General features: G+C 65.9%; 27 protein-coding genes and 1 tRNA gene. 15 read left to right on the forward strand and 13 right to left on the reverse strand.

Going from position 1 to position 25,875, the window contains the following annotated elements:
- Positions 1 to 133 precede the first annotated feature (133 nt).
- From PFY01_RS13325 to PFY01_RS13335, 3 genes are all read right to left on the reverse strand, one after another.
- Entirely contained in the window at positions 134 to 910 is a 777-nt protein-coding gene (locus tag PFY01_RS13325) for a Shedu anti-phage system protein SduA domain-containing protein (RefSeq protein WP_271041644.1), read from the reverse strand.
- A gap of 281 nt (positions 911 to 1,191) precedes the next feature.
- Complete coding sequence (locus PFY01_RS13330) at positions 1,192 to 1,974, reverse strand: hypothetical protein (protein ID WP_271041645.1); 783 nt, start codon at positions 1,972 to 1,974, stop codon at positions 1,192 to 1,194.
- Entirely contained in the window at positions 1,971 to 2,567 is a 597-nt protein-coding gene (locus tag PFY01_RS13335; RefSeq protein WP_271041646.1) for a hypothetical protein, read from the reverse strand. The genes PFY01_RS13330 and PFY01_RS13335 overlap by 4 nt, the downstream gene beginning before the upstream one ends.
- Positions 2,568 to 2,830: 263 nt before the next feature.
- Here PFY01_RS13335 and PFY01_RS13340 point away from each other — a divergent pair, with 263 nt between their 5' ends.
- Complete coding sequence (locus PFY01_RS13340) at positions 2,831 to 3,904, forward strand: tyrosine-type recombinase/integrase (RefSeq protein WP_271041647.1); 1,074 nt, start codon at positions 2,831 to 2,833, stop codon at positions 3,902 to 3,904.
- A gap of 32 nt (positions 3,905 to 3,936) precedes the next feature.
- Here PFY01_RS13340 and PFY01_RS13345 read toward each other — a convergent pair.
- Positions 3,937 to 4,026 (reverse strand) — tRNA-Ser (locus PFY01_RS13345).
- Between the two features lie 139 nt (positions 4,027 to 4,165).
- Between PFY01_RS13345 and msrA the strand changes: the two genes are divergently transcribed.
- The 6 genes from msrA to PFY01_RS13375 all read left to right on the forward strand — a co-directional run bounded on the left by msrA (position 4,166) and on the right by PFY01_RS13375 (position 11,756).
- Positions 4,166 to 4,816 (forward strand): peptide-methionine (S)-S-oxide reductase MsrA, encoded by a 651-nt coding sequence (msrA, locus tag PFY01_RS13350; RefSeq protein WP_039248158.1) that lies wholly within the window; start codon positions 4,166 to 4,168, stop codon positions 4,814 to 4,816.
- A gap of 71 nt (positions 4,817 to 4,887) precedes the next feature.
- Entirely contained in the window at positions 4,888 to 6,210 is a 1,323-nt protein-coding gene (locus tag PFY01_RS13355) for a VOC family protein (protein WP_271041648.1), read from the forward strand.
- A gap of 86 nt (positions 6,211 to 6,296) precedes the next feature.
- Positions 6,297 to 8,144, forward strand: coding sequence for an acyltransferase family protein (locus tag PFY01_RS13360; protein ID WP_271041649.1), 1,848 nt, complete (start codon positions 6,297 to 6,299; stop codon positions 8,142 to 8,144).
- Positions 8,145 to 8,297: 153 nt separating this feature from the next.
- Entirely contained in the window at positions 8,298 to 10,262 is a 1,965-nt protein-coding gene (gene mdoH, locus PFY01_RS13365; RefSeq protein ID WP_271041650.1) for a glucans biosynthesis glucosyltransferase MdoH, read from the forward strand.
- A 111-nt stretch (positions 10,263 to 10,373) separates the two neighbouring features.
- Positions 10,374 to 10,691 (forward strand): hypothetical protein, encoded by a 318-nt coding sequence (locus PFY01_RS13370; RefSeq protein ID WP_039248149.1) that lies wholly within the window; start codon positions 10,374 to 10,376, stop codon positions 10,689 to 10,691.
- Between the two features lie 78 nt (positions 10,692 to 10,769).
- Positions 10,770 to 11,756, forward strand: coding sequence for an SDR family oxidoreductase (locus PFY01_RS13375; RefSeq protein ID WP_271041651.1), 987 nt, complete (start codon positions 10,770 to 10,772; stop codon positions 11,754 to 11,756).
- 41 nt (positions 11,757 to 11,797) lie between these two features.
- Here PFY01_RS13375 and PFY01_RS13380 read toward each other — a convergent pair whose 3' ends face one another.
- The 6 genes from PFY01_RS13380 to PFY01_RS13405 form a co-directional block, all read right to left on the reverse strand.
- On the reverse strand, positions 11,798 to 12,082 hold the full coding sequence (locus PFY01_RS13380) for a GNAT family N-acetyltransferase (RefSeq protein ID WP_271041652.1): 285 nt from the start codon (positions 12,080 to 12,082) through the stop codon (positions 11,798 to 11,800).
- 54 nt (positions 12,083 to 12,136) lie between these two features.
- Complete coding sequence (locus PFY01_RS13385) at positions 12,137 to 12,520, reverse strand: hypothetical protein (RefSeq protein WP_271041653.1); 384 nt, start codon at positions 12,518 to 12,520, stop codon at positions 12,137 to 12,139.
- 10 nt (positions 12,521 to 12,530) lie between these two features.
- Positions 12,531 to 12,914 (reverse strand): serine/threonine protein kinase, encoded by a 384-nt coding sequence (locus PFY01_RS13390; protein ID WP_271041654.1) that lies wholly within the window; start codon positions 12,912 to 12,914, stop codon positions 12,531 to 12,533.
- Positions 12,915 to 13,276: 362 nt separating this feature from the next.
- Positions 13,277 to 13,675: a dihydroneopterin aldolase gene (gene folB / locus PFY01_RS13395; RefSeq protein ID WP_271041655.1), complete on the reverse strand. Its 399-nt coding sequence runs from the start codon at positions 13,673 to 13,675 to the stop codon at positions 13,277 to 13,279.
- Between the two features lie 3 nt (positions 13,676 to 13,678).
- Positions 13,679 to 14,440: an SDR family oxidoreductase gene (locus PFY01_RS13400; RefSeq protein WP_271041656.1), complete on the reverse strand. Its 762-nt coding sequence runs from the start codon at positions 14,438 to 14,440 to the stop codon at positions 13,679 to 13,681.
- Between the two features lie 266 nt (positions 14,441 to 14,706).
- Complete coding sequence (locus tag PFY01_RS13405; protein WP_271041657.1) at positions 14,707 to 17,736, reverse strand: TonB-dependent receptor; 3,030 nt, start codon at positions 17,734 to 17,736, stop codon at positions 14,707 to 14,709.
- 292 nt (positions 17,737 to 18,028) lie between these two features.
- Between PFY01_RS13405 and PFY01_RS13410 the strand changes: the two genes are divergently transcribed.
- Genes PFY01_RS13410 through pgsA form a run of 6 tightly spaced genes read left to right on the forward strand, consistent with a single transcriptional unit; the run spans position 18,029 to position 22,816 of the window.
- The gene (locus tag PFY01_RS13410) at positions 18,029 to 18,520 is read left to right on the forward strand and encodes an NUDIX domain-containing protein (RefSeq protein ID WP_333780219.1); all 492 of its coding nucleotides are present in this window, start codon (positions 18,029 to 18,031) and stop codon (positions 18,518 to 18,520) included.
- Positions 18,521 to 18,545: 25 nt separating this feature from the next.
- Entirely contained in the window at positions 18,546 to 19,154 is a 609-nt protein-coding gene (locus tag PFY01_RS13415) for a hypothetical protein (RefSeq protein WP_271041658.1), read from the forward strand.
- The gene (locus tag PFY01_RS13420; protein ID WP_271041659.1) at positions 19,151 to 19,597 is read left to right on the forward strand and encodes a DMT family transporter; all 447 of its coding nucleotides are present in this window, start codon (positions 19,151 to 19,153) and stop codon (positions 19,595 to 19,597) included. The genes PFY01_RS13415 and PFY01_RS13420 overlap by 4 nt, the downstream gene beginning before the upstream one ends.
- 16 nt (positions 19,598 to 19,613) lie before the next feature.
- Positions 19,614 to 21,482, forward strand: a complete 1,869-nt coding sequence (gene uvrC, locus PFY01_RS13425) for an excinuclease ABC subunit UvrC (protein WP_271041660.1) — start codon at positions 19,614 to 19,616, stop codon at positions 21,480 to 21,482.
- Positions 21,483 to 21,503: 21 nt separating this feature from the next.
- A complete protein-coding gene (locus tag PFY01_RS13430; RefSeq protein ID WP_271041661.1) occupies positions 21,504 to 22,127 on the forward strand; it encodes a carbonic anhydrase in 624 nt (207 codons plus the stop codon).
- A 44-nt stretch (positions 22,128 to 22,171) separates the two neighbouring features.
- Entirely contained in the window at positions 22,172 to 22,816 is a 645-nt protein-coding gene (gene pgsA, locus PFY01_RS13435; RefSeq protein WP_026108402.1) for a CDP-diacylglycerol--glycerol-3-phosphate 3-phosphatidyltransferase, read from the forward strand.
- Here pgsA and PFY01_RS13440 read toward each other — a convergent pair.
- Positions 22,813 to 23,328 carry a retropepsin-like aspartic protease family protein gene (locus tag PFY01_RS13440; RefSeq protein WP_271041662.1) on the reverse strand — a complete coding sequence of 172 codons (516 nt, stop codon included), beginning with the start codon at positions 23,326 to 23,328 and terminating at the stop codon, positions 22,813 to 22,815. The genes pgsA and PFY01_RS13440 overlap by 4 nt on opposite strands.
- A gap of 73 nt (positions 23,329 to 23,401) precedes the next feature.
- Positions 23,402 to 23,623 (reverse strand): DUF1289 domain-containing protein, encoded by a 222-nt coding sequence (locus tag PFY01_RS13445; protein WP_271041663.1) that lies wholly within the window; start codon positions 23,621 to 23,623, stop codon positions 23,402 to 23,404.
- A 156-nt stretch (positions 23,624 to 23,779) separates the two neighbouring features.
- Here PFY01_RS13445 and PFY01_RS13450 point away from each other — a divergent pair, with 156 nt between their 5' ends.
- On the forward strand, positions 23,780 to 23,932 hold the full coding sequence (locus tag PFY01_RS13450) for a hypothetical protein (protein ID WP_017505113.1): 153 nt from the start codon (positions 23,780 to 23,782) through the stop codon (positions 23,930 to 23,932).
- A gap of 116 nt (positions 23,933 to 24,048) precedes the next feature.
- Positions 24,049 to 24,846 (forward strand): crotonase/enoyl-CoA hydratase family protein, encoded by a 798-nt coding sequence (locus PFY01_RS13455; protein ID WP_271041664.1) that lies wholly within the window; start codon positions 24,049 to 24,051, stop codon positions 24,844 to 24,846.
- A 9-nt stretch (positions 24,847 to 24,855) separates the two neighbouring features.
- Here the strand turns inward: PFY01_RS13455 and PFY01_RS13460 are convergent, their stop codons facing one another.
- A complete protein-coding gene (locus PFY01_RS13460; RefSeq protein WP_039248126.1) occupies positions 24,856 to 25,860 on the reverse strand; it encodes an HlyD family secretion protein in 1,005 nt (334 codons plus the stop codon).
- Positions 25,861 to 25,875: the final 15 nt, after the last annotated feature.

Below are 25,875 nucleotides of genomic sequence, written 5' to 3' on the forward strand. Positions count from 1 at the left end.
CGATGCGCCAGGAGCTGACATTGGCGCGCTGCCGGCAGCCTGACTTTCAGACCGCGCTCCGCTGAAGCCGTCGTGGACATTCCACGACGGAAGCCGAGCGGTCTCGGTTTAGATTAGCCGAATGATCTCTCGCCTATTCTCGATGCCCCAAGTTCCGGATGCCCTTCGAGCTCGTCCGAACCCAGTTGTCCCAATAGGCGAGGCGCTCGACTATGAAGGTCTGGCACTCGTCGGTGAAATAGGGACTTGCCAACACGGCGTCTTGCTTGCCGACAATGCGCGCCAAGCCTTCGGCAATGTTGGGGCCGAGCTCCAAGGTCGGGGGTGCGAAGATCGCATGATAGCCATCCGCCTTCAGCTTCACCGTCATCACGTCGCCGGCGTTCCTATCCGGCGTCAAGCGGTCGTAAGTCATTAAGACGATGTCGGGCGTTTCCATTGCTGCGCGCTTGGCCACGAGCGCCTTGTTGGCGTCGAACTCGCTGCGACGACCGTGAACGAGAATATAGCGGGGCAGAAGTGGACGTCCGTGTGTCTCAACACGATAGTATTTTAGGAATGACGCTACGTTGTGGTGGTCAGCAAACCACGCCTTCCACTCGTGAATCTGGCCCAGCGCTTGAGTAAGCTGTGCACTCGCTGTTCCACGCGCCGTGAACCACGCCTTACCGGGGGCCTCGATCTCGATAAGGATTGGATACACCGCGGCGCTATTGCGGCCGATCCAGAGAAAATCAGGGATTCGGCTTGTGAACGCCGGCAGTGCCGGCTGCGTAATAAGCGCTGGCGGATCACCCCCGTGGCCCGCATAGCCAATAGCTGCGGTGGGCCCCGGAACCATGCAGGGGTGTACCTCCAAAAACTGCTGAACCGCTTTTTCAGCTGGCGACGAGGCAAGCAGTCCTTCCACTTGGCAAGAACGAGCTCTTCATACTCGCGCCAAGCCATCGCTGGAGGCGCTTGGCTGGCCATCGTGTAACTCTGAGCAAGCGACACGCGCCCTCCGCAATTGATGGCCGATCTACGGGGCCAAGGACCAGTCAAACATAAAGTCTGTCTGGCGGCTAATCGGGACCTGCGAAGTGCGCTGCGCCCCGCCAGAATTGGACGTTGGTCTCCGCGCGCAAAGCGAGTGAATCGGAACGAAAGACACGGCGTCATCGCCTCCGGCGTACTCGCAGGCGCATCGCCTCACGTCATGACGTGGCTGCCCTCGCGAAGAGCGAGACCCGGTTCGGCGGTGACGTCCCATATCGCCGAGGTCCGCCGACGGCGACCGAAAGTGTCCCTGTAGGCGACCACCGCTTCGAACCAGACGACCGTGTCGTCGCCAGCGATGCGCTCTTTATCTTGCAGGGCGATGTAGGTCGCTACGCGATAGGTGAAATCGTCGCCTCGGGTGATGCCGCCGATGGGTTGGGGGGTCTTCCTGTCGTCAATGACGACGACATCCGGCCGCCAGGGACGGTGTGATCTCACGTCGATGGTGACACCGAACGCCGGCGTCTCTCCAAAATTCTTGACGCGGAAACGCGCCTCCCACCAGTCGCTCGCATCACCCGACGCCTCGACCGCCTCAAGCACCGTGTCGTCGAAATCCAGATACGCTCTCAGTTGCCGACGGCTCGTCCTTCGTGTGTCCCAAAGCGTCGCGGCCAGCAGCATCGTGCCTATGCCGGACAGGATCGCGGCCACCCAAGCGGCGGTGATCTGGCGTTCGGCCGCATCGGCCGCTCTGACTTGGGCTGCGAGATCCCGTTCAGTTAAAGATCGATTCGCGCGATCGACTTCGCTCTGCGTCCTGATCTCATCGGGCGATCGAAGGATCGCTACGGAGACGGGACCGGTCGCCGATGGCTCCTTCACAGGCGTCGGCACCTCAGGCTTCACGCTCTCTTGGGCGATGGCAACGCAGGGCACCGCGACTGAACCGCAGAACGCCACCCATAACGCGACACCCAGAGCGTGCTTCATTGAGCGTGGCTGATGAAGGTGATGCCACTGACGCCTTGGTCAAAGGTCTCGATCACCTCGATCTTTCCCGCTTCCAACAATGTGCGCCACAGCGCCTCGACGTCGTCATAGGCAACGGCGAAGAACTCTGGAGTGGTCAGGGCGTCGAATTCGGTCTGGTAATCGCGAAGAAGCTTCTGCAACTCGCCGTCCGTCCCTTGGGCTTCCCACGCCTTCTTGGTCTTCACCGGCTTGCCGTGAGCCATCATGTCCCGGGCCTTCATCAGCTGCAGTACCGTCGAGGCCGGTCGTTGGGCCGAGTGCCACTCGAGCCCCAGAGCTTTCCAGACGGCCTGGCGCTTTTCCTTGCCGCTGGCGCGTTCGTCCCAATTGTCGACCCTTAGGTCGCCGACAAAGTTGATGTAGGCTTCTAGCGTGTAGGCAAGCATCGTGATCCCGGCCATGATGTCGAGCCCCACCCCATCCCGCTCGCCACCCGGAGCTAGCGCCTTGTCAATCCGGGCTTTGAGATGGAAGGCCGCAGAGGACAGATCGTTGTGGATCAGATCGATCCGCTCGACCTCGAGCCTCGCGTTAATGCGCTCACCGATCATGCCCCCGCTCTTCGAGCGGTCGCCCGCCCACATCGATCTTAAACGATGCGATCCGCTTCTCACAGGCTTGGATCACCGCACCGCGACTGGGCTTTCCTGGGTAGCGACGAGTGAGCAGTTAGCGCCTCGCGACCGACAACATAGTTCCCAACTTCGCCCGCGGCTGTGAGCCGGACGCGATTCGAACGAGCTCGCACATCCTGAAAGCCGCCCTTCCGAACTTCCTAAATGAGTCACAATGCGACGTTCTAAGACGCCGCTGCATGACCAAGCGCCCCCGCAACGTCAGCTACTACTACGATCGCCACGGCAATATGCGGTGGCGGTTTCGTAAGAAGGGTCTGCCTGAATGTCAGACGCGCGAGACGTTCGATTCCGTTGCGTGGTGGAGTTGGTACGCCGCGGCCTCCTCGGCCGCGCCATCAATTGTAGGGGCAGATCGGACCAAGCCTGGATCAGTCCATGCCCTCGCCGTCGCGTACTATGCCTCCGCTGACTTCCAACGCTTGAGCCAAGCGACACAGCGAACCTACAGGGGAATTCTCGACCGCTATCGAGACAAGTACGGCGACAACCCCATCGCCCTGCTTGAGGCGCGGCACATCCGGGGGCAGATGGACAAGCAGGCAGCAGCACCGACAGCGGCCAACAACATGCTCAAGGTACTTAGGGCGGTTATGCGGTTCGCGATGGCGCGAAGTCTGCTGAGGAGCGACCCAACCGTAGGCGTGAAAATGCTCCGCTACCGCAGTCAGGGCTTTCATACGTGGACCGAAGCTGAAGTCGCTGCTTTTGAACGGCGGTGGCCCGTTGGGACGAAGGAAAGGCTGGCTTTCGACCTTCTACTCTACACCGCGCAAAGATCGGGCGATGTGCGGCAAATGACCAAGCAGCAGGTTCAAGGCGGGCGGGTCACGGTCCGGCAGGAGAAGACCGGCCAGCTCGTCGACATAAGCCAACACCCGCAGCTCAAGGCCTCCCTTGCCGCACGTCCGTCAGAACACTTGGTTCTACTGACGACCGAACAGGGCAAACCATTCACCGCAAAAGGCTTCGGCAACTGGATTAGCAAGGCGGCAGAGCGGGCAGAGTTACCCCACTGTTCGGCGCACGGTCTGCGTAAAGCTGCAGCACGGCGACTCGCAGAGGCCGGCTGCTCGGCACACGAGATTATGGCCATCACCGGCCACCAAACTCTCAAAGAAGTCGAACGGTACACGCGAGAGGCGGGGCGCCGCGACTTGGCGGACAGCGCCATGAAGCGCATCGGGCAAAGTACGCAAGCAGAACAAAATCTGTCTAACCCGGCACCTGCGGTTAGACAGTCCGGAGAATAAGATTATGAAAATATACGATAAAATTTGCGGGGTGGCGGACAGAGAGGGATTCGAACCCTCGGTAGGCTTTCACCTACACACGCTTTCCAAGCGTGCGCGATCGACCACTCCGCCACCTGTCCGTTTCACGCTGCGTCTTGCGCGCCGCCGGAGGTCGATCCGGCGGGAGGCGGGCCTGATAGAACACACTCGCCCCCTCGGCAAGCGCCTCTCGCATCCCCATATGGACTTCAACGCCATTTTCCGATGAGAGAGCCGCAAATGCTGTTCAAGAAGACCGCCGAAATGCCCACGCCCGAGACCGCCCTGCCCGGACGCGCCGAGCCGCTGGACACCGATGTGAACCACTATGTCAGCGGCCATCCGCTGAAGGGGCCCTATCCCGACGGGTTCCAGACCGCCATCTTCGGCATGGGCTGTTTCTGGGGCGTGGAGCGCATCTTCTGGCAGTTGCCTGGGGTGTGGGTGACCTCGGCCGGCTATTCCGGCGGGATTACGCCGAACCCGACCTATGAGGAAACCTGCACCGGCCGGACGGGTCATACCGAGGTGGTCAAGGTCGTCTTCGACCCGAGCGTCATCACCTACGCCGAACTGCTGAAGACCTTCTGGGAGAACCACGACCCGACCCAGGGCATGCGCCAGGGCAACGACATCGGCACCACCTATCGCTCGGCCATCTACACGCTGAACGCCGAGCAGCAGGCGGAGGCCGAGGCGTCGCGCGACGCCTATCAGGCCGCCCTGACCCAGGCCGGGCGCGGGACGATCACCACCGAGATCGAGCCGGCGGGCGACTATTTCTACGCCGAGGGCTATCACCAGGGCTATCTGGCCAAGAACCCGGCCGGATACTGCGGCATCGGCGGGACCGGCGTGGTCTGCCCGATCGGCGTCGGCGTCGACGCCTGACTCTTGCGACGGCCGCCGGGTTTCAACCGGCGGTCAGTCGGCCTATGGATCGGCGAAAAATGGGAGCGCTCATGTCCGCCTTCGTCCATCCTGACGAGATCCGCAGCCGATTTTCGGCAGCCCTGTCCGCCATGTATCGGGCCGAAGTGCCGCAATACGGCGATCTGCTGACGCTGGTGGCGGACATCAATGCGCAGACATTGAAAGCCGACGCCGGCGGCGCGGACCGATTGGCGGCGTCCGGCGAACTGGCGCGTCTGTCGGAGGAGCGCCACGGCGCCATCCGCGTCGGGACGGCCGATGAACTGGCCACGATCGCGCGCGCCTTTGCGGTCATGGGGATGGAGCCGGTCAGCTATTACAATCTGGCGCCCGCCGGGGTGCCGGTCCATTCGACCGCCTTCCGCCCCGTCGATCCGGCGGCGCTCTCGCGCAATCCGTTCCGGGTCTTCACCTCACTGCTGCGGCTGGAACTGATCGAGGACGAAGCCTTGCGCGCAGAGGCGGCCGAGACCCTGGCCCGCCGCGACATCTTCACCCCCGGCGCGCGTGAGTTGATCGAGACGGCGCAGGCCGCCGGCGGTCTGGACGAGGCTCAGGCCGATCGGTTCGTGTTCGAACTGCTGGAGACCTTCCGCTGGCACGCCCAGGCGACAGTCAGCGCCGAGACCTACGAACGCCTGGTCGCCGCCCACCGACTGATCGCTGATGTGGTCAGCTTCAAGGGGCCGCACATCAACCATCTGACGCCGCGCACGCTGGATATCGATGCGGCCCAGGCCGCCATGCCCGCACGCGGCATCAGCCCGAAGGAAACCATCGAGGGTCCGCCCGCCCGCGCCTGTCCGATCCTGCTTCGCCAGACCAGCTTCAAGGCGTTGCAGGAGGCGATCACCTTCCCCGGCGCCGACGGCCCCACGGCGGGCGCCCACACCGCCCGCTTCGGCGAGATCGAACAGCGCGGCTGCGCCCTGACCCCCGCCGGTCGCGCCCTGTATGACGAGGCGCTGGCGAAGACGGACTTCTCCGCCCTGCCCGACGACTGGGACGCCCTGCGCCGCGCAGAGCTGGCCTGGTTCCGCTATCGCGCGACGCCGGAGGGCCTGGCCGGCCGCGCCGAGACCGCCGACCTGGAAGCCCTGATCTCCTCGGGCCACGTCGTCGCCGAACCCATCACCTATGAAGACTTCCTGCCTGTCAGCGCCGCCGGCATCTTCCAGTCCAACCTGGGCTCGGAGGCCCGCGAAACCGCCTATGCCGTCGATCCCGCCAAGGCCGATTTCGAACAGGCGCTGGGCCGCCCGGTCCAGGACGAGATGGCCCTGTACCGCGCCGAACAGGGCGCCTCGGTCGCAGCGACGCTGAAGGCCTTGGGCCTTACGGAGACGGTCTAGTCCGTTCAACCGGATGCGGGGTTGGCGGCGCCCCGCGTCCATCCGGCGTCTTGCCTGATGCGCAGACGCGGATCATAGACGCGGCCGTGAACCCGTCCGCTTCCCCGACCCAGCGCCGTTACGATCTCGACTGGATCCGGGTCGGCGCCTTCGGCCTGCTGATCCTGTATCATGTGGGCCTGGTTTACGGGGTCTATGACTGGCACATCCACAGCGCCCACACCTTCGAGTGGATGCGCGAGGCGATCCTGGTCACCAACCCCTGGCGGCTGACCCTGCTGTTTCTGGTGTCGGGCGCCGCCCTGCGGTTCATGACCTTCCGGCGCACCCCGCGCGAGGTCGCTCGCGCCCGGTTCGAGCGGCTTGTCCCGCCCCTGATCTTCGGCGCCCTGGTTCTGGTGCCGATCCAGTCGTGGATCGAGTCGATGGACAAGGGCGGCTGGCCCGGCGGCGTCGCCGGCTTCGTCGCCTGGCTGGGTCATGAGTTCAGCTGGAGCGGCCTCGCCGACGGCGTGCCGGTCAACCATCTGTGGTTCATCGTCTATATCGCCGTCTACAGCCTGGTCGCCGTGGTCCTGTGGCGCCAGCCCGGCCTGATCGACCGACTGGGGGACGGGCTGGAAAAGGCGCTGACAGGCCCGCGCCTGCTGATCCTGCCGATCCTCTATCTGTTCGCCATCCGCTGGCTGCTCTTTCCCTGGTTCGGCCTGACCAACACCCTGCACAACGACTGGTACAACCACGCCCTGTCGCTGGTCGCCTTCCTGTTCGGCTTCAGCATCGTGGGGCGTGAGAGCCTGTGGCGCACGATGGAGCGCTATCGCTGGATCGCCCTGGCCCTGGCGGCCGTCGCCCTGCCGATCCTGATGGTCCAGGTCTGGCATCCCGGCGCGCGGGCCTTCTGGGGCGTGCCCAAGGCCGCCGTGTACGGCATCGACCAATGGGCGGTGATCGTCGCCATCCTGGGCTTCGGCTATCGCCATCTGCGCGACCGGGGCGGCCCTGCGCTCAACTATCTGACCCAGGCCACCTTCCCCCTCTATCTGGCGCACCAGACGGTGCTGGTCGCGGCCGTCTGGATCATCCGCCCGGCCAACCTGCCGGCGCCGGTCGAACTGCTGTCGCTGATCGCCGTGACCTTCGTCGGCAGTCTGGCGATCTATGAGGTCGTGCGTCGCGTCCCGGCCATTCGCCCGCTGTGGGGGCTGAAGCCGCTGGACGGCCGGCCCTGGCCGCTGGACCTTCAGGCTCTGCTGAAGCCGCAGCTTCGCTATCACCGCCGTCGTCGCCTGCTGGGCGTGGGTGTCGCAGCCCCGCTTCTGGCTCTGACAGTGGTCGCCGTGGCCATCCTGGCCTACCCCGGCTTCAACAATGCCACCCAGTATCTGAGCGAACTGGGCGGAGCGACGGCCAAGGCGCCGATCATCTTCAACGGCGGGGTCTTCGTCGCCGGCGTCATGGCCGGGCTGGCGGGGATCGGCTTCGGCCTGGCCATCTACGCCCTGACCGGCGCGCGGGTCGCGGCCTGGGTCATCGCCATCGTCTTCATCCTGGCCGGCGGCGGCATGTCGGCCTCGACCCTGTGGCCCTGGCCCGATCCGCGCCACATGATCATCAATCTGGCCCTGGGCATCCAGCTGGCGCCGATGCTGCTGCTGTGGGGGCTGGCCAAACGCCGGGACGTGCCGCGCCTGAAGCTCTTCCTCGTCGTCACCTTCGTCGTCATGGCGATCCTGACGGTCCTGACCAAGCACCTCGTCTTCCCCGGCACGGTCAATGACGCCAACGTCGGCTGGTGGGAGCGGCTCTACGCCATCGTACTGGTCTGCTGGGTGGGGGTTGCAGCCTGGGTCCTGGACCGTAAACTGCTTTCGGTCGCCACGGAGTCGCCGCACGGCCGCCCGGCTCCCGCCTCGTTCGACGTTCCGGCCTGACTTCACCCCCATATTTTTTGGTTTCATCAACATTGCGTGATTGAAAATCGCGCGAATGTGATCGATTATGCAGGTCGTGTTGCAGTGCAGCACTCCGCGTCGTCCCCAGCCCTCGGGACGACATCCGGTTCACTCGGGGGCGTCCAGAGCGGCATGAACAAGCTGGCGATCCGGCCTGTCGAACAGGCTGAAATCGAGACGACGATCCACGGCGCGCAAACGCCTAGCTGGTCGTGGCTGCCCGACGAGGCGCCGCTGGCCATGCCGGTTCAGTCCCTGTCCGCGCCCGACGCCGTCGCCGACCTGACGCCCGCGACCTCGCCGCGCACGGTCGCGACGCGCCGCCTGGCCCTGCTGGCCGGCACCATCGTCCTGACCGGCCTGTCGGCCATCACGCCCTTCTACCTGTATGCCCGCAAGGGTTGGGACGGCACCGAGATCCTGGCCTTCAGCCTGTTCATGGTCCTGATCACCGCCATCTCCTGCTGGTTCGTCAGCGGCCTGATGGGCCTGTTCGTCATGCTGCGCGGCAAGGATCAGGCGGACCTCGCCTTCTCGCCGCATCCGCCGATGCCGCGCACCCGCACGGCCCTGCTGATGCCGCTGTACAACGAGGACGCCCGTTCGTCCTTCGCGCGCCTGTCCCAGATCGATTCCTGCCTGGCGCGTCTGGGCGCCTCGTCGGCCTTCGACATCTTCGTGCTCAGCGATTCGACCAAGGAAGACGCCGCCGCCGCCGAGCGTTCGGTGTTCCAGGCGTTCCGCATGGCCGCTAACTCCAAGGCCTTCTACCGTCGCCGCACCGACAACGCCGAACGCAAGGCCGGCAACCTGGCCGAATGGGTCCGTCGTTTCGGCGGCGCCTATGAGAACATGATCGTCCTGGACGCCGACAGCACCATGGCTGGCGAAACCCTGCTGCGCATGGTCGACGCCATGGAACGCAATCCCGGCGTCGGCCTAATACAGACCGCCCCGGTCATCATTAAGGCCCGCACCATCTTCGCGCGCGTGTCGCAGTATTCGGTGCGTCTGTACGGCCGCGTCGCCGCTGCCGGTCTGGCCTACTGGACCGGTTCGGAATCCAGCTACTGGGGCCACAACGCCATCATCCGCACGCGCGCCTTCGCCGCCTGCTGCGGCCTTCCGCACCTGAAGGGCAGAAAGCCCTTCGGCGGTCACATCATGAGCCATGACGTCGTCGAGGCCGCCCTGATGCGCCGCGCCGGCTGGGCCGTCCACGTCACCGCCTCGCTGGACGGATCGTGGGAAGAGACCCCGCCGTCGATCACCGACTTCATCCGGCGCGACCACCGCTGGTTCCAGGGCAACCTCCAGCACCTGGGCCTGATCACGGCCAAGGGCCTGTCGCCGATGAGCCGCCTGCAGCTGCTGATGGGCTGCATGGCCTATCTGTCGTCGCCCCTGTGGCTGGCGTCGCTGATGGTCGGCCTGTTCATCCAGATGTTCTATCCGGTCGACTGGACCAGCTTCTTCTACATCCTGAACCCCCAGTTCACGCCCTTCATGCTGGCCTCATTCCTGTCCGGCGTGCTGCTGATCGGGCCCAAGTTCATGGGCGCCGCCCTGGTCCTCAGCCGTCCGGCCGAGCTGCGCGCCTTCGGCGGCCGTCGCGCCATCGCCAAGGGTATGGCGGCCGAGATCGCCCTGTCGGCCATCCTGGCCCCGATCCTGATGGTCGCCAACACCAAGGCCTTCATCCAGATCGTCTCGGGCCACGACACCGGCTGGTCGACCCAGCAGCGTGAGGCCGACGGCCTGGCCTGGTCCGACGCTTTCCGCGCCATGCGCTGGCAGATGATCGCCGGCGTCGGCTTCTTGATCCCGCTCGCCGTCCGGCCCGACCTGGCCACCTGGTTCGCCCCGATCGTCCTGCCACTGCTGCTGGCCGCCCCGATCACGGTCTGGACCTCGCGCGTCCGCTCGGGCGACAAGCTGGCCGCCAAGGGCTATCTGGTCACCCCGGTCCAGGACGGCGTCAGCGTCTCACCGGCCGTCCTGCACACGCCGCGCTCGCCGCTGCGTGCGGTCGCCGGCGGCGTCCTGGCTCCCGTCGCTGCGCCGGCGATGGTCCCGGCCCGCGCGCCAGAGCGGTAAACGACCGATGCGTGGGGGCCACAGTGTCGCCACAACCGTTACAGCAACGCTCGACGTCAATCTCGATCGGCCTCACCCTAGGCTCCTGTCGTTTGCGGGAGACGTGATTCCATGGCCAAATCCACCGGTTCCGACGCCAAGCCTGACCTGCGGCTCGTCGCGGCCGAGGCCGAGATCTACGACCTGATGAAAGCGCCCGAAACCACCGCCGACCGCGTCAAACGCCTTCAGCTCGAAGCCCACGCACTGGCGCTGGAAGAGATCGAAGGTCTGGAAAAGCTGTTGCTGGAAGCTGCTGCCAAGGCCAAGGCCATTGCGGACGGCGGCGACGCCTATCCGGTCGGCGCCCGCGAGATCGCCTCGCGCCTCGCCGCCGATCTGCCGACCAAGGCCGAGACCATCAAGACCATCGTCCACCGCGTCGGCTGACAACCGAAGCTGGGCCGTCGGAACGACCCGCCCGCCCGTCCGCTTTCCTGAAGACCCCATCTTCAGGAGACGACATCCATGGACGACCGCACCCACACGCGCGCCGAAGACATTGCCGATCAGGAACGCGCCATCCAGCGCGACATCGACGCCAAGGACAAGGCGTCCGGCGATGACAAACCCTCCGGCGCGATGCAGGCCGGCGCCCGCCCCTACCCCGAACCGCCCTTCCCCAAACAGCATCAGACCAAGCCGGGCGACGAGGCGGCGCTGGATCCCGCGCCCCTCTATGATGCGCCCTTCTGGAAGGGGTCGGGCAAGCTAGACGGGTTCGCCGCCCTGATCACCGGCGCGGATTCCGGCATCGGCCGTTCGGTCGCCGTCCTGTTTGCGCGCGAAGGCTGCGATGTCGTCATCTGCCATCTGGACGAGGACGCCGACGCCGAAACCACCAAGGCCGCCGTCGAGGCCGAGGGTCGCCGCGCCGTGGTGCTGAAGGGCGACGTGTCCGACCCCGCCTTCGCCGAGATGGCGGTCAAGGCGACGCTGGACGCCTTCGGCCGCCTGGACGTCCTGGTCCCCAACGCCGCCTTCCAGGAACACGTCCCCGCCTTCGAGGACCTGACCTATGAACATTTCGACCGCACGTTGAAGACCAACCTCTACGGCTATTTCAACATGACCAAGGCGGCGGTCCCGCACATGAAGGCCGGCGGCGCCATCGTCATGACCGGCTCGGTCACCGGCCTGATGGGCAACAAGGATCTGCTCGACTATTCCCTGACCAAGGGCGGCATCCACGCCTACGCCCGTTCGCTGGGCACGCATCTGGCGCCGCGCGGCATCCGCGTGAACGTCGTCGCACCCGGCCCGGTCTGGACCCCGCTGAACCCCGCCGACAAGGACGCCGAGGCGACCTCGAAGTTCGGCGCCGACACGGTGATGAAACGCCCGGCCCAGCCCGAAGAGATCGCGCCCGCCTACGTCTTCTTGGCCTCGCCCCAGATGTCCAGCTTCATCACTGGCGAGATCCTGCCGATCATCGGCGGCTACGCCGGCGGCTAAACCGAAACCGCCGCCCTCCGATCGCGGGGCGGCGGCATCGCCTAGGCTAAGACGTCGTCGTAATCCGGATGCCGCTTGTGCCAGGCGACGGCGTAGCTGCACCGGGGAAACAGCTTCAGCCCTGTCAGGCGCGCATGATCGGCCAGGGACTGCATGAACCGCCCGGCAGCGCCTGATCCGCGCAGCGACGGCTCGGCCTCGACATGCAGGATGATCCGCGCATCGCCCTTGACGGCATAGTCGGCCCAGACCAGGCCCGCGCCCTTGTCGTCGTCGAACGCCTGTTCGAACCGGTTGTCGCCTTCGACGTCCTTGAACTGTCCCATCGGGTTCTCCTTTGGCGGATCAACCGCCAAGGCCGCCGGGACGTTCCGTCAGCGTCAGATCGGCTTGTCGTTCAGCAGGTTCAGCAGGCCGATCACGCTCTTGATCGTGAACCAGACGCTGAGCAGGAACCAGATCAGCAGGAATAGCAGCAGGAACGGAATGCCGATCAGCACCACCGACGCCAGGGCGCTGACGAAGATCCCGACCCAGGCCGCGATGGTCCACCAGAAGACCGACCAGAACAGCCAGATCTGCGCCTCGATATGCTGGCGCGCCACGCCCGTCGCCGTCCCGCGCGTGACATAAGACACCACCAGCCCGATCAGAACCAGCACATTGGCGCTGGGGATCGACAGGATGAACAGGGCCCAGGCAATCAGCGCCCCGACCTTGCCCTCGGATGGCTGCCCGGCGATGAAATTGGGTTCGTTCGTCATCGTCGGCCCTTCAGAACAACAGGCTGCGGGGGTGAGGAACGGCCTGTCCGCTCTTCAGTTTCAGCACCCCGAACGCGCCGCGCGCCAGGACCCAGATCGCCAGGGCGAACAGCACCAGCACGCCGATGTTGACCACGATCAGAAGGGCTCCGACGACCGCCGCCCCGACCGCACCGACGATGGTGCGCTGCTGATAGACGGCATGGCTGTGCTCCAGCGGATCCGTCGACCCATCGCGCCGCATCACCGCAAGCAGGGCCACCAGGCACGACACGCCCAGCGTCGGCACCGCCAATAGGATCAGCACATAGATCGCATACAGCCGCATCGGCACGACCGGTCCTTCGCGGCGCGGCGCGGCCTCGGCCGTTAGACGCTGGCGCACCGCGCGCACGGCCGGCGCCGGTTCGGCCTCGACGAGCGTCGGCTCGGACCGGGGCGGAAACGGCGCCGTCGGCCGGGTCGTCGGGCCAGACCGGTCGAAAGGCCCTGGCCCCGGCGTCGGGCGGGTCGAACAGGTCTGGTTCGCGCTCCTCGGCGGTAAACGGCTCCGGCTGGCGCTCGCGCGCACGGCCCGCCAGCGACGCAGGCGAGACGAAGCCGACCTCGGCGTCATGATCGTGGTCGTGATCGCGGGGCGCCGCTGGGTCTTTCGGATCGCCGGGTTCGGCCATGAACAACGCTTCTGTCACGCCGGACGCCCGGCTAGAATCTGCCGACGACAATGGCGGTCGGCGCGGCGCGAAGCAACCGCCCTTACCGCCCCAGCACGATCTCGCAGCCCGGCGCCGCCATCGCCGCCAGGGCGCCCGGCTTTTCGATACGCACCGTGGCCCGCTGCACCCGGCCGTCCTCCAGGCACGCCCGCGCCAGCCGTTCGGCGAAGGTCTCGACCAGCCCCACATGCCCGTCGGCGGCGATGGCGCGCGCGGCGTCGGCCACGGTCTCATAGTTGATGGTGTCGCCCAGACGCTCGATGGGGCGTGGCGCCAGCTCCAGCGTCACATCGATCACCAGCCGCTGCAGCCGCCCCTGCTCGTGGTCATAGACCCCGATCCCGGCCTCGACCTCCAGCCCGCGCACGAACACGCTCAGCCGCTCGAAACGCAACGGATCGTCCGCCGGAGCCGGCGTCGCCAGAGGAGAGGAAACCACGCGCTACTCCTGGATGTCGGGGGTGCGCCAGGCCAGATGCTGGCCCCCGTCGACGGCGATCATCTGGCCCGTGACCATCCGGGCGTCAATCAGCCACAGCACCGCCTCGGCCACCGCTTCGGGGCTGCCGGGCGTTTCCAGCAGGGTGGCGCGCGCCTCGGCGGCGAACTCTTCGGGCGTCTGGTGGATGGACGGCAGGGTCGGCCCCGGCCCCACCCCATTGACCCGGATGCCGGGCGCCAACGCCTGGGCCAGGGTCTGCGTCGCCCACCACAGGCCGTTGCGCGACAAGCTGTAGGAGAAGAAGCGCGGATCCGGCTTCAGCACCTTCTGGTCCAGCAGATTGACGATGGCGCCCTCGACCGCCTGGGCGGCGAACGCCTCGGCCAGAACGATCGGCGCCCTCAGATTGGTGTCGAGATGCAGGTCCCAGCTGTCGCGCGTCAGCGCGCCGATCCGGTCGTCCTCGAACACCGAGGCGTTGTTGACCAGCACGCTGACCGGCCCCAGCGCCTCGACCGCCGCGGGGATCAGCGCCCGCACCTTGGCCTCGTCCGTCAGGTCCGACTGCAACAGGCATGCGCGCCGCCCCAGGCCCGCGATCTCATCGGCCAGGGTCCGGGCGTCGTCGCCCGACGCATGATGATGGATCGCCACGTCGAACCCGGCCTGGGCCAGCTTCAGACAGATGGCCCGCCCGATCCGCCGCGCCCCGCCCGTGACCAGGGCGACGCCCCGCTCGGAGCGAGCAGCCGCCTCAGTCAACCCGACCGAACTCGAACACGTTGAACGCCGCCAGAACGGCGATGAAGCCGAAGATGATGCCGAGAGCCAGCATGGAATGCTCCTGTTGTCCGTCCCCGATTAGAGCGGGATGCGGCGGGGTTCAAGCCGAACGACGGGCGGACCCGGTCTTCGTCGCCTTGTCCGCGCAAAAGAAACGGCGGCCGGAACGCTTCCGGCCGCCGCAGATGAGCTTTGAAGTCAGGTCGGGCGTCGACAGCAAGGCGCGACGCCCGGTCCGACATTCATCAGAAGGTGTAGCGAACACCCAGATAGGCACGACGCGGTTGAACCCACGCGTTGGCTTCACCGAAGGCGTACTGGCCGCTGCCCGCGACCAGCTTCTGCTCTGCGGTGGCGGCCTGGTTGTCCAGGATATTGAAGATGTCCAGGAACAGTTCGGCGTTTCCGATCGGCAGCGGCCGCTGATAGCGGAAGCGCATGTCGAAGGTGTAATACGACGGACCCGTCGCCGAGCCGACGTTGTTCGGCAGAACGAAGGTGTCCTGCACACCGCCCGACGTCGAACCGTTGTCCATCAGCGGCAGATATCGACCGCTGATCAACTGCGCCGGCGTGTAGAGCGCGCCGCTGTTCCAGTTGAAGACGCCCGACACCTGCAGACCGAAGTTGAAGTCGTACGAGGCATACGCCTTGAACTGGTGCTCGATGTTGCCGGGTTGCGGTCCGTACATGTTCGGCGCGCGGGGATCGAGCGCGATCCAGTCGCCCTGGAAGTCGGCGTTGGAGTCGGAGTTCGAGTTCCCTTCGGCCTTGTTGTACGTATAGGACGCCTGCCCTTGCCAGTTGTCGGTCTTGAACTTGGTGACCGTGACTTCGAAGCCGGTGTAGTTGCGCTCTCCGCCGGGCAGCGTGCCGATGACGTAGTTCGAGTTCGGCTTCGACGCGTAGCCGAAGTACGAATACGGCAGATAGTAGAACGAGCCCGGATAGGCGTAACCGAAGGGCGCCGTGGCGGCCGTCAGCGTCGGGTCGGAATACAGCGTCAGATCGAAGTCTTCCAGGATGTCGCGCGTCTCACGACGCGTCACCGTCGCGGTCAGACCGACGCTGGAGCCCAAGGTGGTCGATGCGCCCAGCATGAACTCATCGGTGTAAGGCGTCTTGGTCGCTGGCGAGAACAGGGCGTCCGGCGTGGTCGCGCCGCCACGGGTGCGGAAGGTGACCCAGGTGCCGTTGATGTTGATCTGCTCTTCATCGACAGGTCCCGTCAGGGCGCCTGCGAAGTCCGACATGTTGTTGCGGATGGGGTCGTAATAGCGGCCCGCGAAACCGAACACCTTCGAACGACCGTCTCCGAGCACGTCATAGACGACACTCAGACGCGGCGCATATTCCCAGTCGAAGGTCGCCGTCTTGGAGCCGTCCGAGGCGAAATGCTCCCACTTCTCGGCCCGCACGCCCGCATTGATGGTCAATTGATTAAGGGTCCAGGTGTCCTGCAGATACAGGCTCTGGCCTTCGCTCTTGACCTCGTAAGGCGCGCTGATGGTGCGCAGAGCCCGATAGACGTTGACGTTGCCGTAGGGCGCGCCGGCCGTATTCGTGAAGCGATAGGCGTTCAACTCAGCCTGGGAGACGGTGCCGTCCAGGTTGGTGTCGACCGCCGCACGCGCCGTGGCGTTGCCCTGAATCGCGGCCAGAACCCGCGCATTGTCGGCCTGTACGATCGCACGACCAGTCCATGCGTTCGCGCCGCTGGCTGTCGTGTAATCGAGGTAGGTGGTGCCCGAATAGATCGGGGCCAGCGACTGATAGGTCACGCCGCCCGGAACAGTTCCGTTTTCCTCATACACGTTCTCGGTGTTGATGTAGCCGCCTTTGAAGGTGTGGCTGCCGAACGCGGTGTCGAGATAATATTCGAAGTTCAGGCCGAACTCGTCGCGATTGCGATACGTTTCCAGATTCGAACCTGCGCCACCCAAGCTACGCTGGGCGAGGGTCGATCCCGCCGAGTTTCGATAAGTGACGGTGTCACGCACCGACTGATCTGCGGAGCTTGTCGTGACCTCGCCTTCGTGACGGAACCAGTAGGCGCCCAGTTGCAGTTCGCCCCAGGTACGGCCGTACTCGACCTTGTAGTTCTTGCCTCCCTGCTCCTGCGCTACACTGCGATTATTGAGGGTCGCAGACGAGCTTGAACCGCTGATGCTGGTCGGATCATCGAAGTAGCTGGCGGTCAAACGGTCATCGTCGGTGATCTGCCAGGTCAGCTTGCCGAATGTATATTCGGCGTCATTGGTGACGGTGCGCAGCACATCGCCGCTATTGATGTCCAGAACCTCGTCTTCACGGTGCGATTTTTTGTACGAGCCATAAAACCACAGACGGTCGCGGATGATGGGTCCGCCCAGGGTCGCGGCGGTGTCATAGGTAGAGAAACCGCCCGAAGTGGTGTGCTCGTCTTTGGCCACCAGTCCATCATTCTGGAAGTAATAGTTCAGCGAGCCGTGGAACTCGTTGCCGCCCGATTTGGTGACGACACGCGAGATCAGACCGGAACCGCCGGCGTACTCGGCGGGCACGCCGCTGACGATGACTTGTTGTTCCTGAATGATTTCGGAGTTGAAGTTGGACCCGAACGTCCCGGTCGACGGGTCAGTCACGTCCACCCCGTCCAGATAGTAGACGTTGTCGGTCGACGAACCGGTCGCACCGCCGATGTCCGAATAGTTGATCCCGGAACGCGAGGAGGGGTTCCCGCTGCTTGACGGCTTAACGCCGGGAACCAACTGCAGATAGCTTTGATAGCTACGTCCCGTCGGCAGCGAATCCACCACGCCCAAGGTCAGCGTCGTTCCAACCGTCGCAGAAGTGACGTCCACCGAGGCGAGGGACGTACCGGTCACGACGATATCGCCCAGTGTCGAGACGTCGCTCCCCGTCAGTGAATAGCCGATTGACCGTTCCTGGCCGCTCACCACGGCCACATTACTCGCAGTGAAGGAATCATATCCCGAGGCCACCACAGCGACGGAGTAGTTTAGCGCGGGGTCCAGGCCGGACAGTCGCACAAAACCGCTGGCATCCGTCACACCAGTCTTGGTGACTAGGCTGCTTGGCGAGCTGACCGTGACCGTTGCTCCGGGAACCGGCTGACCGCCCGTCTGCACGGAAATGCGAAGCGCGCCCGTCTGAGACTGCGCGTGCGCCACGCTCGGCAGGGCGACCAGCGACATGACGGGAATCGCGGCCAGCAAGGCGCCGCCTACGACGGTGCTGGCCAAAAGGCGTTGACGGATACTGCGACTGTTCAAAACGAACCCCTCCTTGAAAAGAGCCCCACGACCGATCGACATCCCCATGCCGATGGCCCCCGGCGCACACCCAGGGCGGGTGTGGTGAAGGGGAGCCTAAGCAGACGCGCCGCATTCGCCACGATTATTACACGACCGTCATAAAACAGCGTCACGCCGTGCCAATATTGCCACGTATAAGCCACACTTCATATTGCAATGTTATAACGGTTTTATTTCAGGGACAGTTTGAGACCCCAAATAGATACGCTAGTGGTTAAACACGCCAGTTTTTCATAGAGTTGGCTCATCCATGACCTGGCGCACCCACGTCGAACCCTTCACTCGCCCGCTCTTCTTCGCCTGGTCGCGGCTGACGCGGGGTAAGACGCTGGGCGTGCGGGGGGTGGCGGTGGATGCGCAGGGGCGGGTGCGGCACACCTATCTGAAGGGCTGGCGGTTGCCGGGCGGCGGGGTGAACCCCGGCGAGACGACGCACGCCGCCGTGGTGCGCGAACTGCGTGAAGAGGCCGGTCTGGTCGCGCGCGGGGCGCCGCGCCTGATCTCGATCCATTCCAACGAGCGCTTCTTTCCCGGCGATCATATCGCCGTCTTCCGCATCGACGCCTTCGATGTGGGCGAGCGCACCAGCCACGGCGAGATCGCCGAGGTCGGCTGGTTCTTTCCCTCCGCCCTGCCCGACGACGTGAACCGGGCTGTCGCGCGCGCCTGGCCGAAATCTTCGACGGCGCCCCGGTCGATCCGGATTGGTGAGACCCCAAGGCTGAGCAACGTCCGCATCTGACGCAGGCGCGTGGCAGCGTCCGCCCATGACCCAAGCCGCCCCCGTCTATCGCGTCCGCTCGCAGGAGATTTGGGACCTGGCCCGCGACGACTATCTGGCGGGCGAGCCGGCGCGGATCGTCTGCCGCCGTTACGACCTGGGCCTGTCGGCCTTCCGCATTCGCGCGCGCAAGGGCAAGTGGCGGCGCGGGGACCAGGACGATCCCGACCTGTACGATCCCGCGCTCGAGCTGGAGGCGGTCGAGGACCTCGCCTTCTCCGACATGGCCGACACGGCGCGCCGTCGCCTGCAACTGGCCCTGATGGACGGCGAGGCGACCGAGGCCCAGCGCTGGCTCAGGATCTTCGAAACCCTGTCTTCGATGGCGTCCCAGACCGGCGATGTGCACACATTGCACCCTGATTTTCCGCCCCGACCGTCTGATGGGACCGCCCCGCCCGTCCCTCGCCCCTCGACGGACGACGCCGGGTCCGGACCGGGCGAAGCGCACCGATTGCACTCTGATTTCCCTTCGGACGACCCAAGCCGGTCCGGCGCGCCCCTCAATCGGGCCGAGCGCCGCCGCCTGCGCCGCGCCCAGCGCCGCACGCCGCCCTCTGCAAGTCCTGAAAGCCATGCTAGCCAAGGGCCATGAACCCGTCCCTGCTCGCCATCCTCGTCGTCATCCTGGCCGGCGGCGCCACCGCGCTTCAGGCCCCGACCAACGCCAAGCTGGCGACCGCCGTGGCCTCGCCGGTCAACGCCGCCTTCATCTCCTTTGCGGTCGGGACCACGGTGTTGGGGATCTTGGCGGCGATCCTGCACATCCGGCCGGACATGGCCGCGACGCGGACGCTGCCTTGGTATGCCTGGCTGGGCGGGGCCTACGGCGCCTGTTTCGTGGTCGCCGCCGCCTGGGGCGTGCCTCGCCTGGGCGTGGCGATGACCATCACCCTGATGGTCGGGGGCCAGCTGTTGCTCAGCCTGGCGCTGGATCATTTCGGGGCGCTGGGCGTGCCGCGCCAGCCGCTGAACATCGGCCGCATCGCCGGGGTGGGGCTTGTTCTGGCCGGCGTCCTTCTGGTCCGGCGCTCTTGACCCTATATCGGGCGCGATGACCGAGGAGACGCCTGATTCCCGACTGAAAGCCGCCGCCCTGATCGCCGACGAGGCGCGCCGGGCGCCGGACAAGCCGGGCGTCTATCGCATGTATGGCGAGGATGGGTCGTGCCTGTATGTCGGCAAGGCCAAGTCGCTGAAGAAGCGCATCATCCAGTATGCGCAGGGGCGTTTTCACACCCAGCGGATCGGCCTGATGGTGTCGCAGACCCGGTCGATGGAGCTGGTGGTCACCGCCACCGAGACCGAAGCCCTGCTTCTGGAATCCAACTTCATCAAGAAGCTGAAGCCCCGCTTCAACGTGGTGCTGCGCGACGACAAGTCCTTCGCCGAACTGATGATCCGCCGCGACCACCGCGCGCCCCAGGTCAGGAAGCATCGCGGCGCCCACACGACGCCCGGCGACTACTTCGGCCCCTTCGCCTCGACCTGGGCGGTCAACCGCACGCTGAACACCCTGCAGAAGGCCTTCCTGCTGCGCTCCTGTTCCGACAGCGTCTATGAGACCCGCACCCGTCCCTGCATGCTGCACCAGATCAAGCGCTGCTCGGCGCCCTGCACCGGCCTGATCAGCCTTGAGGACTACGGCGAACTGGTCACCGAGGCCGAACAGTTCCTGCGCGGCAAGTCCCGCGCCGTCATCGGCCGCCTGTCCAAGGAGATGCAGGCGGCGTCGGACGAGATGGATTTCGAACAGGCCGCCCGCGTGCGCGACCGCATCCGCGCCCTGTCGGCCATCGCGATGGAGAATTCGGTCAGCGCCGACAGCGTGGCCGAAGGCGACGTCTTCGCCCTGCATTCCGACGGGGGCCAGGCCTGCGTCCAGGTCTTCTTCTATCGCGCCGGCCAGAACTGGGGCGGCCGCGCCTATTTCCCGCGCGTGGACAAGACCGACACCGATCCCGAGATCCTGGCCGCCTTCCTGGGCCAGTTCTACGAGGACAAGCCGATCCCGCGCCTGATCCTGTCCAACGTGCGCCCGCACGAGCTGGAACTGCTGGAAGAGGCCTTCTCGATGAAGGCGGATCGCAAGGTCGAGATCGTCCGCCCGATGCGCGGCGAGAAGCTGGCCTTGGTCGACCACGCCCTGACCAATGCGCGCGAGGCCCTGGGCCGTCGCCTTGCCGAAAGCTCGGCGCAGGGCAAGATCCTGGACGAGGTGTGCGAGGCCTTCGGCCTGGAGAGCCGGCCCGAGCGGATCGAGATCTACGACAACGCCCACATTCAGGGGACCAATGCGGTGGGCGGCATGGTCGTGGCCGGCCCCGAAGGCTTCCAGAAGTCGCAGTATCGCAAGTTCAACATCCGGGGCGAGGATCTGACGCCCGGCGACGACTACGGCATGATGCGCGAGGTGATGCGTCGTCGCTTCTCACGCCTGGTCAAGGACGAGGAAGAGGGCGAAGACGTCGTCCGCCCCGACCTGCTGCTGATCGACGGCGGTGCGGGACAGTTGGCCGAGGTGCTGGCGGTCATGGCTGACCTGGGCGGGCTGGACGACATCACCGTCGTCGGCGTGGCCAAGGGGCCCGATCGCGACGCCGGCCTGGAGAAGTTCTTCATGCCCGGCAAGGCACCCTTCATGCTGCCGCTGAAGTCGCCGGCCCTCTATTACCTGCAGCGGCTGCGCGACGAGGCCCACCGCTTCGCCAACGGCGCCCACGCCAAGCGTCGCTCGATGGACATCAAGAAGAACCCGCTGGACGAGATCGAAGGCGTCGGCCCCGGCCGCAAGAAGGCCCTGCTGCACGCCTTCGGCTCGGCCAAGGGCGTCAGCCGCGCCTCATTGGCCGATTTGGTCAAGGTTGACGGCATCAACCAGCCCCTCGCCGAACGCATCCACGCCTTCTTCCGTAAAAGCTGAGCCGGAGCTAAGACACCGACCATGAGCGACATCGAAGACGAACTGACCGCCGGCTATCGCCGCTTCCGCGCCGAGCACTGGCCGACGGCCCGCGCCGAGTACGAAACCCTGGCGACAAAGGGCCAGAAACCGCACACCCTGATCGTGGCCTGTTCCGACAGCCGCGCCGATCCGGCCCTGATCTTCGACGCCAAGCCGGGCGAGCTGTTCGTCGTGCGCAACGTCGCCAATCTGGTCCCGCCCTATGAGCCGGACGGCAAGCTGCACGGCGTGTCGGCGGCGCTGGAGTTCGGGGTCAAGGTGCTGGGCGTCAAGCGGATCGTGGTCATGGGCCACGCCCACTGCGGCGGGGTCAACGCCATGATCAACGGCGCCCCTGAAATCGTCGCCGACTTCGTCGCCCCCTGGATCGCGCAAGGGACGCCCGTCGTCCAGCACGTCGCCGAGACCGTCGCCCCCGACCAACTGGAGCGCACGGCCGAAGAAGCCATCGTGCGGCTGTCGATCCGGAACTTGCGCACCTTCCCCTGGATCGCCGAGCGCGAAGCCAAGGGCGAACTTCAGCTCAGCGGCCTGCATTTCGGCATCGCCGAGGGCGCGCTTACGGCCCTGACCGACAAGCCCCGGTTCGAACCGTTGGATTGAGCGGCGAACCGTGTCACACCCGGCGCGTTGCAACGGACATGACGATGACCTCCGCCCACCGCGCCAACCCCATTCCCAACATCCTGACCGGGCTGCGTCTGGCGGCCGGGGTGGTGATGTTCGCCATGATGGCCGGGGCCGCGCCGGGCGCGCTTGAGGCTTGGCTGTCGCCGGAAACCCAGGGGCGGTTCAGCGTCTGGGCCTTCTGGATCTTCGTGATCGCCGCCTCGACCGACTGGGTCGACGGCTACCTCGCCCGGCGCTGGAACGCGACCACCCGCTGGGGCGCCATTCTCGATCCCATCGCCGATAAGGTGCTGGTGACCGGCGCCATCCTGGGCGTCCTGGCCTCGGGATCCCTGCCCGGCATCGCCCTGCCCTGCGGCCTGATCCTGTTCCGCGAATTCGCCGTCTCCGCCCTGCGCGAGACGATGGCCGGCCGCATCGAACTGCCGGTCACCCTGGCTGCCAAGTGGAAGACCACGGTGCAGATGGTGGCGCTCGCCGCGCTTCAGCTGACCCTGCTGTGGGGCGCCTTGGGCCTGCAGAACGACGACGGATCGCCGCTGGCCTGGCAGCCGGCGTTCGAATCCTTCGCCATCTTCCTGATCTGGTTCGCCGCCATCATCACCCTGTGGACCGGCTGGCAGTATTTCAGCGAAGCCCGTCGCCAGATGCGCGACCTTTAAGGGCGCAGCGTCAGCCCGGCCGGCGTGGCGGAAAAGGCGGAGAGCCGGCCCAGATAGCTCATGCCCAGCAGGGAGTATTCCAGCCCCTGCTCCACCACCAGGGCCTCGACCCGGTCCACCCGCGCGCCTGCGACCGAGATCGTCTTCAGCTGAACCGGCGCGGCGCGCACGACCCCCGATGCGGTCTGGACCGTGCCGGTGAAGGCTTCGGGTTCGGGATCGACGCCCAGCCTCAGGGCGTCGGCGCGCGTCAGGGCGACCACGCTGGCGCCCGTATCCACCAGCACCCGCACCGCCTTGCCGTCGATATTGGCCTCGGCCCAATAGTGGCCGTCCGCGCCCTTGACTACCTGGGCGTCGGTGCCGGAGGCGCCGACCGCCGCCTCGACCACGGGCGTCGCCGCTTGGGCCATGCCGTCGCCTTCCAGATGGCGGATCGTCAGAGCCGTGCCGAACGACGCCATGAGAGCGAAACCGAGGATGACGACAGACTGGGTATCGATGCGAACCATGCCTCTGTCTTAGAGGCGCGGCGTTTGGATGGGGTGAAACGACGTGGCTGACGAAAGCTTAAGCCGCGAACCGCTAGCCCAGCTTGGCCGGATCCACCTGTCTACGGCGCGACGGCAGGTCGGCCATGACCGTCGCGCGCTCGGCGTCGCTCAGCGCCCGCCAGCCGGCGATCTCCTTCAGCGTGCGAAAACAGCCCAGGCACAGGCCGCTCTCGCCATCGACTGCGCACACCATGACGCAGGGCGTGGCGATGGCCTTTGGCGGTCCGGGCCGGTTCGGGGTCGTCGCGCTCATTGTGACACAGTGGCGAAAATCACTCCGACTCCTGACGAATAAAGTTGCAAATTCACGAAACTGTCTTATATCGGCTGATGACGCGAAACGACTGACGGTGGAATCCCATTGGTACGACGCGTCTCTTTTCATCGTTCTGCGAAAGGAGACGCCAAGATGAACGATAAGGAGCGTAACCTCCAACACGCCATGATGTCCTTCGCCCTTTGGGGCGGGATGCTGGTCAACAGTCGGCACATGCCGTCGAACTCGGGCCGGGTGGTCAGCCATCCGTCCAACTTCGTACCCTATACGATCAAGAAACGCTGACGACCCGCTCGGTTCACAGCCTGAAGAAGCCCCGGTCTCGCCGGGGCTTTTGCAATTCCGGGCTTGCCTGACGCGGCGTTCGCGGTCGATGACGGGCGCGAAGACGGAGACGATGCATGGGCCTGATCACCGAAGAGAAGCGGGGCGCGATCCTGATCTGGACGCTGAATCGCGAGGCGCGGCTGAACGCCCTGCCCGATCTGCGCGACGGCGACGAGGTCGCGGCGGCGTGCGAGCGGGTCAACGCCGATCCGTCGATCCGCTGCGTGGTCCTGACCGGCGCCGGGCGGGCGTTCTCGGCCGGCGGCGATCTGACGGCGATGCGGGACAGGCGCGACCTGTTCGAGGGTTCAGGCGCCGCCATCCGCGAACGCTATCGCCGGGTCGTCCACCGGATCGTGCGGTCGCTGTATGGGCTTGAGGTTCCGCTGATCGCCGCCGTCAACGGGCCGGCGATGGGGCTGGGCTGCGATATCGCCGGCCTGGGCGATATCCGTATTGCCTCGGACCGCGCCAGCTTCGGCGTGCCCTTCCTGAAGCTGGGCATCATTCCCGGCGACGGCGGGTCTTGGCTGCTGCCACGCAACATCGGCTATGCCCGCGCCGCCGAACTGCTGTTCACCGCCCGCTCCATCGATGCCGCGACGGCCGCCGAATGGGGGCTGGTCAATCGCATGGTCGCGCACGACGACCTGATGACCGAGGCCCTGGCTGTCGCCGTCCAGGTCGCGGCCCAGCCGCCGCAGGCCCTGCGTATGGCCAAGACCCTGCTGCGTCAGGGCCGAGACACGACCTTCGACCAGATGCTGGAGATGTCGGCGGCCATGCAGGCGCTCGCCCATCTGACCGAGGACCATCAGGAAGGCGTCGCCGCCGTGCTGGAAAAGCGGCCGGGCAATTTCACCGGCCGCTGATCCGACGTTCTATTTCGTCTTCATGGCCTCGCTGGGCCCGACGCCGGCGGCGACCGCGCGTTTGGCCCCGGCGGTCTCGCCCGGCTTCATGAACTTGACCAGCACCCGCTGTCCGATCAGCAGGGGCGCATCGCCGGCCGAGGCGACCACTTCCACCACCCGCTCGTCGCTGCGCTGCGAGGGGTCGTCAGAGGCCAGTTTGCGCGCGCCGAACACGGCGGCCCGACGCATGACGGCGCCGATATAGACCTTGCTGGCGTCGCCCTCGGGGCTGATCTCGACGGCCTGGCCGTCGGTCAGGTTCGGCAGGTCGCTCTCGACCACCTCGGCGCGGACGATGCGCGGCGCGTCGGGTTCCAGGTCGAACATGTTGGAGACGTTCAGGGTCGAGGCGCCGGCGCCGGGGTTGGCGTAGCGGCGCACGATCCGGCCGTTGGTCGGGGCGCGGATGACCGTCAGTTCCTGATTGTAGCGGGCCTGATCCAGCTGGGCGCGCGCGGTCTGGACGGCGGCGACCTGCGACCCCAGGCGGGCCTGGGCGGTGGCGATGGCGTCCTGGGCCTGGTCCATGCGCTGGGCGGCGACGAAGTTGGTGGCGACCAGGCGTTGCAGGCGCTCCTGCTCGCGCTGGGCGGTGCGGATGTCCACGCGGATCTGGGCCAGTTGGCTTTCGGCCTGGCTGACGGCGGCGGCCGCAGCCTGCACCGCCAGACGCGCCTCGTCGTCTTCCTGACGGGCCAGGATCTGACCGGCGACGACGCGATCGCCTTCCTGAACCAGGACGTCACGGACGATGCCGCCGCGACGGGCCGCGATCTGGATGATGCCGCCCTCGACGTCGACCTTGCCATTGGCGATGGCCGCATAGGGGCTGTCGACCTTGGTCGCCGCCGCCTTCTCCTGCTCGGCCTTCTTGGTCTTGGCGGCGGACTGGAACAGCATGAAGCCGACCGCCAGCACGATCACCAGCAGCAGGCCGATCCAGGTGCGTTTTTTCTTCAGAAAGCCGGGCATTGGCGTGTCGTCCTA

Origin of the sequence: Brevundimonas vesicularis (genome assembly GCF_027886425.1) — a bacterium.
Lineage (GTDB): Bacteria > Pseudomonadota > Alphaproteobacteria > Caulobacterales > Caulobacteraceae > Brevundimonas > Brevundimonas vesicularis_C.

Coding starts and splice junctions, on each gene's coding strand:
- PFY01_RS13330 (WP_271041645.1), bottom strand. CDS start 1,974: ATGAAGCACGCTCTGGGTGTCGCGTTATGGGTGGCGTTCTGCGGTTCA.
- PFY01_RS13335 (WP_271041646.1), bottom strand. CDS start 2,567: ATGATCGGTGAGCGCATTAACGCGAGGCTCGAGGTCGAGCGGATCGAT.
- PFY01_RS13340 (WP_271041647.1), top strand. CDS start 2,831: ATGACCAAGCGCCCCCGCAACGTCAGCTACTACTACGATCGCCACGGC.
- msrA (WP_039248158.1), top strand. CDS start 4,166: ATGCTGTTCAAGAAGACCGCCGAAATGCCCACGCCCGAGACCGCCCTG.
- PFY01_RS13355 (WP_271041648.1), top strand. CDS start 4,888: ATGTCCGCCTTCGTCCATCCTGACGAGATCCGCAGCCGATTTTCGGCA.
- mdoH (WP_271041650.1), top strand. CDS start 8,298: ATGAACAAGCTGGCGATCCGGCCTGTCGAACAGGCTGAAATCGAGACG.
- PFY01_RS13370 (WP_039248149.1), top strand. CDS start 10,374: ATGGCCAAATCCACCGGTTCCGACGCCAAGCCTGACCTGCGGCTCGTC.
- PFY01_RS13375 (WP_271041651.1), top strand. CDS start 10,770: ATGGACGACCGCACCCACACGCGCGCCGAAGACATTGCCGATCAGGAA.
- PFY01_RS13380 (WP_271041652.1), bottom strand. CDS start 12,082: ATGGGACAGTTCAAGGACGTCGAAGGCGACAACCGGTTCGAACAGGCG.
- PFY01_RS13385 (WP_271041653.1), bottom strand. CDS start 12,520: ATGACGAACGAACCCAATTTCATCGCCGGGCAGCCATCCGAGGGCAAG.
- PFY01_RS13410 (WP_333780219.1), top strand. CDS start 18,029: ATGACCTGGCGCACCCACGTCGAACCCTTCACTCGCCCGCTCTTCTTC.
- PFY01_RS13415 (WP_271041658.1), top strand. CDS start 18,546: ATGACCCAAGCCGCCCCCGTCTATCGCGTCCGCTCGCAGGAGATTTGG.
- PFY01_RS13420 (WP_271041659.1), top strand. CDS start 19,151: ATGAACCCGTCCCTGCTCGCCATCCTCGTCGTCATCCTGGCCGGCGGC.
- uvrC (WP_271041660.1), top strand. CDS start 19,614: ATGACCGAGGAGACGCCTGATTCCCGACTGAAAGCCGCCGCCCTGATC.
- PFY01_RS13430 (WP_271041661.1), top strand. CDS start 21,504: ATGAGCGACATCGAAGACGAACTGACCGCCGGCTATCGCCGCTTCCGC.
- pgsA (WP_026108402.1), top strand. CDS start 22,172: ATGACCTCCGCCCACCGCGCCAACCCCATTCCCAACATCCTGACCGGG.
- PFY01_RS13440 (WP_271041662.1), bottom strand. CDS start 23,328: ATGGTTCGCATCGATACCCAGTCTGTCGTCATCCTCGGTTTCGCTCTC.
- PFY01_RS13445 (WP_271041663.1), bottom strand. CDS start 23,623: ATGAGCGCGACGACCCCGAACCGGCCCGGACCGCCAAAGGCCATCGCC.
- PFY01_RS13450 (WP_017505113.1), top strand. CDS start 23,780: ATGAACGATAAGGAGCGTAACCTCCAACACGCCATGATGTCCTTCGCC.
- PFY01_RS13455 (WP_271041664.1), top strand. CDS start 24,049: ATGGGCCTGATCACCGAAGAGAAGCGGGGCGCGATCCTGATCTGGACG.
- PFY01_RS13460 (WP_039248126.1), bottom strand. CDS start 25,860: ATGCCCGGCTTTCTGAAGAAAAAACGCACCTGGATCGGCCTGCTGCTG.